This window comes from Leucobacter tenebrionis, from assembly GCF_019884725.1.
In the GTDB taxonomy this organism is placed as follows: domain Bacteria; phylum Actinomycetota; class Actinomycetes; order Actinomycetales; family Microbacteriaceae; genus Leucobacter; species Leucobacter tenebrionis.
Window position 1 is genome coordinate 2,087,328 of sequence record NZ_CP082322.1, and the last position, 12,718, is coordinate 2,100,045.

A 12,718-nucleotide genomic window follows, 5' to 3' on the forward strand; every position below is an offset into this window, starting at 1 on the left:
ACATGCAGAATTCCGACGGTTCCGTCTCCGGGGCGACCCGCGAGACGGAACCCGAGCAGATCCAGGCGATACGTCTGAGGCATCCGTGGCGCAGCGTGTTCGCGGTGGTGCTCGTGCTGATCGCGGCGCTGTTCCTGTACGACACCGCGTTCAACCGACCCGTCTACAACTGGGCCGAGGTCGGCAAGTACCTCTTCGACGAGCGCATCGTCATCGGCGCCGGGTACACGCTGCAGCTCACCGTCTACTCGATGATCATCGCCATCGTGCTCGGCGTCGCGATGGCGGTCATGCGCCAGTCGCCGAATCCCGTCGTGCGATCGGTCGCGTGGGTGTATCTGTGGCTGTTCCGCGGCACCCCGGTGTACGTGCAGCTCACGTTCTGGGGTCTCATGCCGGTCATCTACAAGACGATCGAGCTCGGGATCCCCTTCACCGAGGCGGTCACCTCGTTCACGACGAAGGACCTGCTGAACTACTTCACGCTCGCCGTGATCGGCCTTGCGCTCAATGAGGCGGCGTACATGGCCGAGATCGTGCGCGCCGGGCTGCTCTCCGTCGACAAGGGGCAGGACGAGGCCGCAACCGCGCTCGGCCTCGGCTGGTGGCACACCATGAGCCGCGTCGTGCTGCCGCAGGCGATGCGCGTGATCATCCCGCCGACCGGCAACGAGGTGATCTCGATGCTGAAGACGACCTCGCTCGTCACGGCCGTGCCCTTCACGCTCGACCTGTACGGCCGCGCCAAGGACATCTCGGCCGTGACCTACCAGCCGGTGCCCATGCTCATCGTGGCGTCCATCTGGTACCTCGCGGTGACGTCGATCCTCATGGTGGGCCAGTACTACCTCGAGCGGCACTTCGCGAAGGGTGTCGCCCAGCGGCCCGACGTGATGAAGCCGACGGTCGAGACCGCGGCGATCGGTGTCGTGGGCGAGGCCGCGGGCCGGGGCGGCGCCGATGCGAACCCCACGTACCCGAGTGCGGGCGGCGGCGAGAACATCGTGCCCCCGCACAATCGTCCAGGAGGTGGCGCATGAGCGCGCACGCGACCGGTACGCCCATGGTGAAGGCGGAGGCCGTCTCGAAGTCGTACGGCTCGAACCTCGTGCTGAAGTCCATCTCCTTGGAGGTGCAGCGCGGCGAGGTGCTGTGCCTGGTGGGGCCGTCGGGATCGGGCAAGTCGACGTTCCTCAGGTGCATCAACCACCTCGAGACCGTCAACGCGGGTCGGCTCTCCGTCGACGGCGAACTCGTCGGGTACCGTCAGAAGGGCGACAAGCTCTACGAGATGCACCCGCGCGAGGCGGCGGAGCAGCGCCGCGACATCGGCATGGTGTTCCAGCGCTTCAACCTCTTCCCGCACCTGACCGCGCTCGAGAACGTGATGCTGGCGCCGACCCTGCTGAAGAAGGGCGGCAAGACCGCGCTGAAGGCGCGGGCGATGGAGCTGCTGGCGCGCGTGGGTCTCGCCGAGCGGCACGACTACTATCCGGCGCACCTGTCGGGCGGTCAGCAGCAGCGGGTGGCGATCGCCCGCGCGCTCGCGATGGAGCCGAAGCTCATGCTCTTCGACGAGCCGACTTCCGCGCTCGACCCCGAACTCGTGGGCGAGGTGCTCGACGTGATGAAGGGGCTCGCCGAGAGCGGCATGACGATGATCGTGGTGACGCACGAGATGGGCTTCGCCCGCGAGGTCGCCGACCAGCTGGTGTTCATGGACGGCGGCGTGGTCGTGGAGTCGGGCGATCCCGTCGAGGTGCTCAGCAACCCGCAGCGGGAGCGCACGAAGGCGTTCCTCTCGAAGGTGCTGTAGTCGGAGCGCCGGCCTTCGTCGCTCCACTGAGACCGACGCTTTCAGCGAGACCGACGATTTCAGAGGCCCTGAAACCGTCGGTCTCGCTGAAAGCGTCGTGTTCGGCGCGGGAAGCGGGGCGAGCGAAGGCGCGCTCAGAACCCGGGGATATGCAGCCCGAAGGCGCTCAGCCGGGCCCCGAGTCTGCGTGCGGTGCCGATGCTGCTCCATCCCCAGCGCGCCACGGACTTGCGATGGATGCCCCGCACCTCGTCTTCGCGCTCCTTCTCGTCGAGCAGTACCTGTTCGAGCGTGCGCCCGTTCCGGTAGTCGGGATCGGTGTACTTGATCCGGCCGTCCATCTCCCCGAAGCAGGCCTGTCCGACGAACTCGAAGTCCATCCGGTGGACGGCTCCGTTCAGCCCTGAGACCGCAACCTGAAACTCGAACGGCACCCTGAGCCGCACCAGCTGCAGACGGCTCACGCTCTCGGCGAGCGAGTCTGCTCGCGGGTCGGCGAGCTCAAGGATCCGGCTGCCCCGGCGGACTCCTCGCACACCCGGTCGCTCACGCAGGATCCGGAGCTGGGACTCGCGCCACTGCTCGACCGGCGCCGGTGCCGCGTAGTGCGGGTCGCCGAGGATGCGGCGTAGCGCACTGTCGGCGCAGCCGAGGGCGAGTTCGGGCGTTGCGAGCCGAGCGAGATCGCGGACCGTGCGGTCGAGGGTGGTGACCCGCGGCCCCGCGACCGTGGTGACGTCGTCCTCTCCATAGGGCTCGGAGTGGCGGATCACCGCTCCCCGGCTCCGTCCCGGCCTCTCCGGCGGGGTGAGCAGATGGACCCGCTGAGGCGAGCTCCGCTTGAGGCCGTAAAGCGGGAGACCCCAGAGCACGGCGGCGGAGAGATGCGAGAAGATGGGTGGCTCGTCGATGAGCCCGGCACTGCCGGGCTTGGCACTGCCGAGCCTGGCGACGGCGAGCGTGCGCGCGAGCAGACGCTGTTCTTCGTAGAGCCCGTCCCAGAGGCTCCGGTCGAGATAACAGCCGCGGATCACTCTGACGAGGAGCCCCGCCTCCGTCCTCGCGCGCAACTCGTGATCGCTGAGCTCCCCGTCCAGCAAATGCCGTCGAACGATGAGCGCAGCGTCGAGCTGTGCGAGATGTTGCGTGTAGTCCACGACGCCATGGTCGCAGCGGTGCGCGTCGCGAGCGGGCCTCTGACGAAGAATGTGGACAAGTACGTCGACCCCAAGCATTGCCCGAGGTTGTGAGCGAAGCAGGAGCGGCTCTCGAAGTGGGCTCTCGAAGTGGGCTCTCGAGACGCCCTGCTTCGTTGCTCTCTCCGGCGAGACCGACGCTTTCAGTGAGACCGACTGTTCCAGCGCCCCTGAAACCGTCGGTCTCAATGAAACCGTCGTGTTCGGAGCGGGTGGCCGAGGGCCCCGGGCCTTACGAGTTGACGCCGAGATCCCGCTTGATCTTGGTGGTCGAGACGCCCTCGGTGCGGTCGAGGTAGACGACCTCGCAGTAGGGGCGCAGGATCTCGAAGCGCTCGTCGCCCTCCCAGTCGCCGCCCATCACGACCGCGTCGATCTCGTACTTCTGCACGTCGCGAATCTTCTGGTCCCACGACTCCTCGGGAATGACGAGGTCGACGTAGCGCACCGCCTCGAGCATGTTCTTGCGGGTCTCGAAGTCGTGGTAGGTCTTCTTGCCCTTGCCCGCGTTGAACTCCTCGGTCGAGGCCGCCACGACGAGGTAGTCGCCGAGATCGCGCGCCCGCTTGAGGAGTCGGATGTGCCCCCAGTGCAGGAGGTCGAAGGTGCCGTAGGTCAGGATACGCTTCATTTTTCTATCCTAAGCCGCATCGCCCGCGTACCCTGGAGGAAAGGGCGGCCCACCGGGCGGCCCGGAGACGAGGGAGGTCACGATGCAGAACGACAAGGATCGACGCGTTCCGGATCACGAGTCGGATCCCGCCCGCAACGATGAGCTCGGCCATGAGTGGACCGACGAGGGCGGCGCCTCGCATCTCGGCCCGGCCACCCACCTCGAGTCGGGTCACGCGCACGCAGACGAAGAGGAGTGACGGTCGCCGCCGGCACCCCGCGATGACGAGGAGCCTCGCGCCCGTGCGCGCGGCGTGACCTCGTCGACGCCGGGAGCCGACGCAGGCCTGCGTCATTCGCACCGTGCGAGAACGGAGGCGCCGCGGCTTACCCGCGCGCCGACGCCCTCGACGCCGTCACTCCGAACACGAGTTCGCACGCGGCCGCCAGTATGAGCAGCGCGAGGATCGCCGACCACTCGAGTCCCGCCTGCGAGAGCAGGCCGAGCAGCAGGGGGCCGGCGGCGGCGAACGCGTAGCCGATGCCCTGGCTGACGGCCGAGAAACTCGCGGTCTCCGCGGCACTCGGGGCCGTGAACACGATGAGCGCGATCCCGAGCCCGAATGCCGCGCTCTGCGCGATCCCGAGCACCGCGACCATCACCGGCGCGAGCGGGAGCGGCCCGAACGCGAGCCCGGCGAGGCCGATCGCCGAGAGGATCGCGACCCCGACGATCAGTCCGCTGCGCAGGCGTGGGCGTGCGGCGAGCGTCGGTGCGAGGAGCGACGCCGGGAGGCCGGCCACGCTCATCCAGGCGAGCAGCAGACCAGCCTGGGCGGGAGGCATGCCGCGATCCGCCGCGATCGTCGGCAGCCACGCGGTGAGCGAGAAGTAGATGAGCGCCTGCGAGCCGAAGAAGCCCGTGACTGACCAGATGCCATGCGCGCGGAAGACCGATGCCCGCCGGTCGGCGGCGGCGCGGGACACGACGGGCCCGGCTGCGGCGAGTCTCGGGCCGAATCCGATGGCGAGGCCGAGGGCGACGAGCAGCGGGATCGCCCAGGTCATGAGAGCCGGCGCGACGCGCTCGCCGAGCAGGTGCAGCACGGGTACGGAGAGCGCGGCACCCGCCGCCGCGCTCACGCCGAAGGAGGTCGTGTACACGCCGGTCCAGAAGCCGCCGCGGTGCGGCAGCGCGTGCCGGATGATCTGCGGGGCGAGGATCCCGAGCAGCGCGATCGCCGCCCCCACGAGCACCGTGCCCGCGAACAGCAGGGGCGGAGCGAGCGGGCGCAGAAGCGTCGCGATCGCGAGCACCGCGAGCAGCACCGTGAGCGCGCGTGTGAGACCCAGCCGTGCGACGAGCAGCGGGGCGAGCGGCGATGCCAGGCCGAAGAGCAGCACCGGGATCGCGCTCAGCACCGCGAGTCCGCCTGGCGAGAGCGCGTAGGCGTCGCCGATGTCGCCGAGCAGCGGCGAGACGGAGGTGATGGGGAAGCGCACGCTCAGGCCGACGGCGAGGATCAGGATCCCGGCCGCGACCCCCTGACGACGGTCAGGGGAGGTGCGGCGGTCGGCCGAAGCGGACTGTTCGAGTCGTCGAGTCATCGGGAGGCGACCGGGCGGCCGTCGCGGAGGACCCGCAGGGGCGCGGGCCGATCCGCGACGAGTTGCGCCACGCTCTCGGCCGCGAACTCGAGGCGGGTGCCGCTCTCCCGGGTCCACTCGGCGATCTCGGGCAGCCCCAGCATCTCCCCGCCGTCGATCGAGGCGATGCGGAAGGCCCGCTCGAGCTCGGCATCGATCAGCGCTCCGGTGCGGTAGGCGAGCAGGTGCGCTCGGTCGACCATGCTCCCGGTGCCGAAGGGGCTCCAGGCGTCGCGCACGCCGTCGGATCCGGCGACGACGCGCACCCCGTGCCGCTCCAGCAGGTCGAGGTCGGGTACCGGGTCTGGGCCGAGAGCGCAGGTCGCGATCCAGATGCCCGCCTCTGCGACGAGGTCGAGCGTCTCCTGGAGGGAGGGGAGCGTCGTGTCGCACAGGGCGAAGGCGTGCCCGATGGTCACGCGGCCCTGCCTGCCGCCCGCGAGGGTGCGGCGGGCGATCTCGCGGATCTGCGCCAGCCCGTCCTCTCCGCCGTCGTGCAGGTGGATGTCGAGGTCGCGCCCCGCACGGTCAGCGAGGCCGAAGACGGCGTCGAGGTGACCGTGCAGGTCTCCTTCGATCCCGCCCGGGTCGATCCCGCCCACGAGATCCGCCCCCGAATCGAGCGCCGCGGCCATCGCCTCGAGCGTGCCCGGGTTCGTGAGGAGCCCGAACTGCGGGAAGGCCACGATCTGCACCGTCAGGTCGGGCAGCCGCTCGGCGGCGGCCCGCACCCCCTCGACATTCCCCGTGCCGAGCTCCGACGACACGTCGACGTGCGCGCGCATGGCGAGCGTGCCGTGCTCGAGCGCGCGCGAGAGCAGCGCGTGGGCGCGATCCTCGACGCTCGTCTCGTACCCGGCCTGCGTCGCGCGATCGTTCTCGATCAGTGCGGAGAGCGTCGCGGCCGGTCGCCGTGAGATCCACGGGAGACCCCAGGAGGTCTTGTCGGGGTGGATGTGCCCGTCGACGAGTCCGGGGGTGCGCAGCACCGGCGAGGAGGGGAGCGCGGTCATGCGATTCCTTTCGAAGGATCAGGATTGATAGGGGAGGGTGGGCATCGCCTCGGTGCTCACGCCGTCGAGCTGCAGGGCGAGCGGGCCGCCGTGCCGTTTGCGGCGCGCGATGTAGATCGCAGCGCCGATGACCAGCCACACCCCGCCGAGCACGTAGGTGAACGGTGCGAGCGAGGTCCAGAGCCACGCGATCGACACGAACCCGACGACCGGCATGATGAGGTGTCGCAGCAGGCCCCACCCGGTTCGCAGGCGCATGTCGAAGAACAGTACCTTGATCGTCGCGAGGTTCACCATCGCGAAAGCGGCCAGCGCGCCGAAGTTGATCATGTAGACGGCCTGGTCGAGAGTGATGAAGAGCGCGACGAGGGCGACGACCGAGACGAGCAGCGCGGCGACGTACGGCGTGCGGAAGCGGCGGTGCAGGCGCGAGAGCACGGGCGGAAGGATGCCGTCGCGGCCCATCGCGAAGAGCACGCGACTGACGCTCATCTGCGCGGCCGTGCCGCAGAGCACGATCCCGACCGTGTTCACGATCACGAAGATCACCATGAGCACATCACCGCCCGCGCTCTGCATGAGCTCGGTGCCTGCGGCGTCGAGGTTCTCGAGCTGCGTCCAGTCGGGCGCGATGAGGCTGCCCGCGATCGAGAAGGCCAGGTAGCCGAGGCCCGCGCACAGCGTCGCGAGAACGATGCCCTTCGGGACCCTGCGGCGCGGATCCTTCGTCTCCTCCGCGAGCGTCGAGACGCCGTCGAAACCGAGGAACGCGAACGCGACGATCGCCGCCGCGGCCAGGATCGGGGCGATCCCGCCCTCGCCGATCGAGAGCGGAGTCATGACGGCCTCGAGGCTCAGGTCGGGTGCGTTCAGCGCGGCCAGCACGAGGAACGCGAGGATCACCAGCACCGAGGCGATGATCACGACGGAGTTCATCCGTTTGATCCAGTTCACCCCGATGATGCTGAGCACCGCGACGAGGGCGATGCAGATGAGCGTGCCCACCCACGAGGGGACGCCGGTGAAGAGGCTGTTGAAGTAGAGGCCGAAGAGCAGGAAGTTCACCATCGGCAGGAAGAGGTAGTCGAGCAGCATCACCCAGCCGGTGAGGAAGCCGGTCGCGGAGCCGAAACCGCGCGTGACGTAGGCGTAGGCGCCTCCGGTGATCGGCACGTGCGCGGCCATGCGCCCGTAGCTGTGGGCCGTGAACAGCATGATGACGATCGCGGCGACGTAGGCGGCGGGCAGGTGCCCGTCGCTGATCGCGGTCGCCGGCCCGTAGACGGAGACGACCGAGAGCACATCCATCGACGTGAGGCCGTAGGCGATGAGTGCGGGGAGCCCGAGTTCGCGCTTGAGCGTGCGCGGTCGGGCGGCCTCCGGTGCTGCTGGGGCTTGTGCGGGTGCGGTCATGCGCAGACTCCTTTGCTCTGGTGAATGACCTGTGGGTTCGAGCTCGAACCACGAGAGATTGTATGCCAGAATGTGAGCGAGTGCGAACTGTGAATGCGAGAAATCGCGGTATTGGCTCAGTGCTCGGTCTTTTTGGAATACCAAAGTCAATCAAGGTGCTGCTGCCTTACACTGTCGATCGGGGGTGCGGGCCGCACACGAGCGGCCCGGGACACGAGGAGCGGATCGGTGCAGATGTCGATGACGGTGGCGGGAGCGGAGCACGCGGCGGAGCCCGGACTCCCCCAGGGGGAGCGCGTCTACGAGTGGGTGCGCGACCGGATCATCGACGGTCGGCTGCCGACGGGCAGCCGCGTGCGTGAGCGAGAGGTCGCCGAGCAGCTCGGGGTCTCGCGGATCCCGATCCGCGAAGCCTTCCCCCGCCTCGAGGCTGAGGGATACATCCGCACGCTGCCCCGACGGGGGGCGGTGGTGGCGCCGATGGCGCTCGACGATGTGATCGAGCTCTTCGATGTGCGGGCATCGCTCGAGGTGCTCGCGGCGAGGCTCGCCGCGGCCCGCTGCGCCGCAGGCGCGTCGGGCGAGAGCCTGATCGCGGCGCTCGCCGCAGCGGAGCGCGCGGTCGCCTCGGGGCGCGGCGCGGAGATCGCCGACGCGACCTCCGACTTCCACGACACGGTCGTGGAGCTCGCGGGCAGCCGGTTGCTGCAGGATCTCATGCTGCCGGTGCGCGGGCGGGTGAAGCGCCTGTTCCACATCGCGAACGGCCGGGACGACCGCGACGTGCACCACGAGCACCGTGATCTGTGCGACGCGATCGTGCGGGGCCAGACCGAGCGCGCCGCCGCGCTGGCGCTCGCCCACGTCGAGCACAGTCGGGCGGACACGTTACCGCTGCTCACGTGAGGCGCGGGCGCAGTGGCGAGCAGGCAACAGCGGCATCGAAAGACGGAAAACGCAGGTTCTGGGCGGGGTGGGCGTGCGTTTTCCGTATCTCGACGGGGTGGTTGAGGGCGGGCCGAGGGCCGGGCTCGGGCCGCGCCGCGGGTCGGCGAGCGCCGTATGCTGAGGGCATGAGCGAGTACCGGCACGTGGTGCGCAAGTGGGTCAAGCCCGAGGATCTCAACCAGCACGGGGCGCTGTTCGGCGGACGCCTGCTGCAGTGGGTCGACGAGGAGGCCGCGATCGTCGCCGTGACGCAGCTCGGCACCATCGACGTCGTGACCCGCCACATGTCGGCCATCGACTTCGCCGCGCGCGCCGACCGCGGCGACCTGCTCGAGCTCGAGTACCGCGTCGAGGCCTTCGGGCGCACATCGATCACGCTGAGCTGCCGGGTCGAGAACGCGGTGACGGGCCAGGAGGTGCTGACGCTGGATCGCATCGTGTTCGTCGCGGTCGACGCCGACGGGCGCGCGGTCGCGCACGGACGCACCGAGACGACCGAGGGCACGGAGCGGTTGCGGGAGCCGGTCGATCACTGAATCGGCAGGGGAGTCTCTGCCCGGGGTTCGGGAGGAGGCTCGCGTCGGAATGAAATCAGGCTACCGCCATAGTTTGACAGAAAACGTTTTCTCACTTAACTTCGAAGCAGTGTGACGCAGCCTTCCGGCGTCGCTTGATTTCAAATCGATGGAGAGTGAAATGACAGAAGCAGCCGAGGAATTCGATCTCGTTGTTGTCGGTGCGGGTGCTGGAGGGCTGGCGACGGCCAATCGGGCAGTGGATCTGGGCGCGAAGGTCCTAGTACTCGAGAAATCGCAGGCAGTGGGCGGCTCTGCCCTGCTTTCTGCCGGCATCCTATGGACTGCGCCGAACCTCGAGGTGTTGCGGAGGATCCAGCCGGATCACGACCCCGTGATCGGCCCGTTGATCGTGAACAACTACGATGTCGTGAAGCAGGACGTGCTTAACGCCGGCGTGGAGGTCTCCGAGGAGTGGCACGACCATCTGGAGTGGGGTCGCGCCTGCAAGATCGATATTCCCGGAGTCTTTGCGAGGTGGTCCGAAAAGGTCTCTTCTTCGGGAAAACTGAAGCTCGGAGTCACTGATGTCGAACTCGTGAAAGAGGGAGATGCGGTCGTCGGTGTTGTTTACCGCCACGAGGGCCGAAAGCAGCGTTCCCTTGCGAAGGGCGTCGTATTGGCAACCGGTGGCTTCCAGGGCGATGCCGAGTTGCGGCAGCTGTTCATCGGCAATGGGGCGGATGATATCGCGGTGCGCTCGAATCCGAATTCGGTCGGTGACGGTTTCCGCCTAGGCGCCAGTGTGGGGGCCGCGGCTTCGCGGCACCTCTCGGGGTTCTACGGCCATACACTGCCGAGTCCGGTGGAGGTGACCTCGGAGGTATTTCTGCGACTGACTCTCTATTTCTCGGCTTACGGCGTGGTGGTGAATCGAGAGGGCCGCCGCTTCAGCGACGAGTCCCTCGGCGACGAGGTGACGAATCAGCGTCTGGTGAAGCAGACCGGCCGTCGCGGTGTGCTGATCTGGGATGATCGGGTGCAGCGCGAGCGCTCACTCGCCGCACCCTACCCCTCGGGCCTCACCCTCGACCGTCACGCGGAGGCTCGTGAAATCGGTGCGCGTACCGCGGAGACCGAGACGCTTGAGGAGCTCATCGAGGTGGTACGTGATTGGGGGGTCGACGGCGCGGCTCTTGCGAAAACGCTTGCTGACTACCGCGCAGCTGCCGCAGGCGAGAAGCGCGCGCTCGACGCGCCGTTGCCGGAGCGTCCTTCACCTCTCGCAGAGGGGCCGTTCCGCGCGGTAGAGATTCAGCCTTGCATGACCATCCCCTACGGCGGTCTGCGTATTGACGGCGACGCCCGCGTGCTCGACCGCGACGGCCGTGCTATCCAGGGACTCTTCGCGGTGGGGGCTGACGCTGGTGGGGCTCAGGATCTGCGCTATATCGGCGGCATCATCTTCGGCTTTGTGCTCGGTCGCCGAGCAGCTGAGACGGCGTTGGACGGAGCAGGCGAGTGAGCAGACACCAGGCACCGACGGCGACGCCGCAGACCGGCCCCGAGCGATCGAATCGTTCGCTGCGTATCGGGATCATCGGTTGCGGCAATATTGCGGACAATCACGTGCGCGCCTACGAGTCGTTTGACGCGGTCGAAGTGGTGGCGGTCTGCGACGTGGACCTCGCACGCGCCGAAGCCTTCGCGTCCGAGCGCGGCATCGAGCGCGCAGTCGACTCGGTGCAAAAGCTGGTCGACCTCGGCGTCGACGCGGTGAGCGTGTGCACCCCGCACCCCACGCACGAGCAAGTCGTCACGGAGGCTGTACGCCGCGGTGTGCACGTGCTCTGCGAGAAGCCGATATCGGTCGACGCCGGAGCCGCACGCCGCATGATCGCAACGGCCGAGGAGAACGATGTGTTGTTGGGCGTGGTCTACCAGCGCCGGTTCTGGCCGGCTGCCCAACGCATCCGCACCGCTATCGATAGCGGTGCCCTCGGAACGCCTATGCTCGGACGCTGCGATGCGCTGCTTCACCGCGGTGACGATTATTACCGGTCCGCGCCCTGGCGCGGTACCTGGGCCGCCGACGGCGGCGGGGTGCTCATGACGCAGGCCGTGCATTACCTGGATCTGCTGCAGTGGTACATGGGCGCGCCCGTAGAGGTCTATGCGAGGGCGGGCAACTTCACCCATCAGGCTTCGATCGAGGTCGAGGACACGGTCTCAGCCGTGGTGACGTTCGAATCGGGTGCGATCGCCACGATCAACGCCACCGTCTCCGCCGCACCGAGTTTGGGGGCGAGCATTGCGGTGACGGGTAGCTCGGGAGCCACCGTAGAGATCGCCGAGTATCCGGAGGGATCTGATGCCACCGTTGAGGTTTGGACGGTGCCCGGAGAAGAGGAGGCCGGCTCGATGCTCGTGACTGCAGGGTTCCAGCCGAGCAAAACGGTGAACGAAGTCAATGCGTCGCTCGAGGGCTTCCACCGTCTGCAATTGCAGGACTTCGTAGAAGCGATCCGGGAGGGCCGCGAACCGACAGTGACCGGCAAAGACGCGTTGCACTCGCTGGCGATGATCGAGGCTGTTTATGAGTCTGCTCGCACGGGGGTGCCGGTAAAGCTCGGTGAACGCGCCGAGCCTGCGATCTTCGCGCACCTCGACAGGCAACCTGTTGCAGCGAACGTCATTGAGTGAGGAGCACCGGTGAAACTGAGTTTGAATCAAGCGACCACACGTCCGTACGGGCTCCCCGAGACTGCGGCTGCGGCCGCGGCTGCGGGAATCGAGCACATTGGTCTTTGGCTCGAGCCCGTGCAGCAGATCGGCACGGCCGCCACCCGCGCCCTTCTGCGTGACACGGGCCTTACACCCACGTCGATGTGTCGCGTCGGCTTCGTGGCTGACAAGCAGGGAACTGCGCTGAGAGAGGCATTGGACGCCACGCGCCATGCTCTCGATGTCTGCGCCGAGGTGGGGGCGCCTTACCTCACCTTCATCGCGGGCGGCTTGACGGCCAATGATAGATCCATCTCGAACGCTGAACTTCGCATCGCAGACGCGCTCGGCGAGCTGGTACCGCACGCGCAGCAGACCGGCGTGAAGCTCGCGCTGGAACCGATCCACCCGCTCTTCGTGCACGATCGTTCCGTGGTGACGACGGTGCGCCAAGGGCTACGTGTCGTCGAGGAGCTGGCCGTCGAGCATGTCGGGCTGTTGATCGACGCCTGGGCGACCTTCTGGGATCCCGAACTGGAGTCCTCCCTAGCTGACGCGGGATCTGCGGGCCGTCTCTTCGGCTACCAGATCAACGATTTCACCTTGCCGCTGCCGCTGCCCGAGAACATGAATGGACGGGTGATGCCGGGGGAGGGGACTATAGATCTCCCGGGACTCACCCACTCGATGATCGAAGCGGGGTACCGGGATCCGATCGAGGTTGAGGTCTTCAACGAGGAACTGTGGCGGCTGCCGCTCGAGGTCATCGTCGCCAGAACTGTTGAATCGTTCGGCTATGCCATCCCCGGGCAGACCCGGCAGGAGGGCTGAACC

Annotated in this window: 13 protein-coding genes; 8 read left to right on the plus strand and 5 right to left on the minus strand. The window is 67.8% G+C overall.

All coding sequences use genetic code 11. The annotated features are described in order from the left end of the window. The first annotated feature begins 2 nt into the window (after positions 1 to 2). Both KVY00_RS09700 and KVY00_RS09705 read left to right on the plus strand, forming a co-directional pair. Positions 3 to 1,040 (plus strand): amino acid ABC transporter permease, encoded by a 1,038-nt coding sequence (locus tag KVY00_RS09700; protein ID WP_223045265.1) that lies wholly within the window; start codon positions 3 to 5, stop codon positions 1,038 to 1,040. Then, a complete protein-coding gene (locus KVY00_RS09705) occupies positions 1,037 to 1,816 on the plus strand; it encodes an amino acid ABC transporter ATP-binding protein (protein ID WP_305069207.1) in 780 nt (259 codons plus the stop codon). Before KVY00_RS09700 ends, KVY00_RS09705 begins: the two co-directional genes overlap by 4 nt. Before the next feature lie 134 nt (positions 1,817 to 1,950). On the opposite strand, the gene KVY00_RS09710 is transcribed toward KVY00_RS09705, so the two are convergent. Next, on the minus strand, positions 1,951 to 2,973 hold the full coding sequence (locus KVY00_RS09710; protein ID WP_223042770.1) for a hypothetical protein: 1,023 nt from the start codon (positions 2,971 to 2,973) through the stop codon (positions 1,951 to 1,953). A 271-nt stretch (positions 2,974 to 3,244) separates the two neighbouring features. After that, a complete protein-coding gene (tagD, locus tag KVY00_RS09715; RefSeq protein ID WP_223042771.1) occupies positions 3,245 to 3,643 on the minus strand; it encodes a glycerol-3-phosphate cytidylyltransferase in 399 nt (132 codons plus the stop codon). Between the two features lie 82 nt (positions 3,644 to 3,725). Here tagD and KVY00_RS09720 point away from each other — a divergent pair, with 82 nt between their 5' ends. Then, a complete protein-coding gene (locus tag KVY00_RS09720; protein ID WP_223042772.1) occupies positions 3,726 to 3,884 on the plus strand; it encodes a hypothetical protein in 159 nt (52 codons plus the stop codon). A 127-nt stretch (positions 3,885 to 4,011) separates the two neighbouring features. Here KVY00_RS09720 and KVY00_RS09725 read toward each other — a convergent pair whose 3' ends face one another. The 3 genes from KVY00_RS09725 to KVY00_RS09735 are packed head-to-tail and all read right to left on the minus strand — an operon-like array spanning position 4,012 to position 7,697. Further along, positions 4,012 to 5,232: an MFS transporter gene (locus tag KVY00_RS09725; protein WP_223042773.1), complete on the minus strand. Its 1,221-nt coding sequence runs from the start codon at positions 5,230 to 5,232 to the stop codon at positions 4,012 to 4,014. Beyond that, complete coding sequence (locus KVY00_RS09730) at positions 5,229 to 6,284, minus strand: amidohydrolase family protein (protein WP_223042774.1); 1,056 nt, start codon at positions 6,282 to 6,284, stop codon at positions 5,229 to 5,231. The genes KVY00_RS09725 and KVY00_RS09730 overlap by 4 nt, the downstream gene beginning before the upstream one ends. 18 nt (positions 6,285 to 6,302) lie before the next feature. After that, complete coding sequence (locus KVY00_RS09735; RefSeq protein ID WP_223042775.1) at positions 6,303 to 7,697, minus strand: APC family permease; 1,395 nt, start codon at positions 7,695 to 7,697, stop codon at positions 6,303 to 6,305. A 234-nt stretch (positions 7,698 to 7,931) separates the two neighbouring features. On the opposite strand from KVY00_RS09735, the gene KVY00_RS09740 reads away from it, so the two are divergent. The 5 genes from KVY00_RS09740 to KVY00_RS09760 all read left to right on the plus strand — a co-directional run bounded on the left by KVY00_RS09740 (position 7,932) and on the right by KVY00_RS09760 (position 12,715). Then, complete coding sequence (locus KVY00_RS09740; protein WP_255572858.1) at positions 7,932 to 8,603, plus strand: GntR family transcriptional regulator; 672 nt, start codon at positions 7,932 to 7,934, stop codon at positions 8,601 to 8,603. A gap of 167 nt (positions 8,604 to 8,770) precedes the next feature. After that, positions 8,771 to 9,181: an acyl-CoA thioesterase gene (locus tag KVY00_RS09745; protein WP_223042777.1), complete on the plus strand. Its 411-nt coding sequence runs from the start codon at positions 8,771 to 8,773 to the stop codon at positions 9,179 to 9,181. A 160-nt stretch (positions 9,182 to 9,341) separates the two neighbouring features. Further along, positions 9,342 to 10,685 carry an FAD-binding protein gene (locus KVY00_RS09750; protein WP_223042778.1) on the plus strand — a complete coding sequence of 448 codons (1,344 nt, stop codon included), beginning with the start codon at positions 9,342 to 9,344 and terminating at the stop codon, positions 10,683 to 10,685. Further along, positions 10,682 to 11,863: a Gfo/Idh/MocA family protein gene (locus KVY00_RS09755; protein ID WP_255572585.1), complete on the plus strand. Its 1,182-nt coding sequence runs from the start codon at positions 10,682 to 10,684 to the stop codon at positions 11,861 to 11,863. The genes KVY00_RS09750 and KVY00_RS09755 overlap by 4 nt, the downstream gene beginning before the upstream one ends. 9 nt (positions 11,864 to 11,872) lie before the next feature. Beyond that, on the plus strand, positions 11,873 to 12,715 hold the full coding sequence (locus tag KVY00_RS09760; RefSeq protein ID WP_223042779.1) for a sugar phosphate isomerase/epimerase family protein: 843 nt from the start codon (positions 11,873 to 11,875) through the stop codon (positions 12,713 to 12,715). Positions 12,716 to 12,718: the final 3 nt, after the last annotated feature.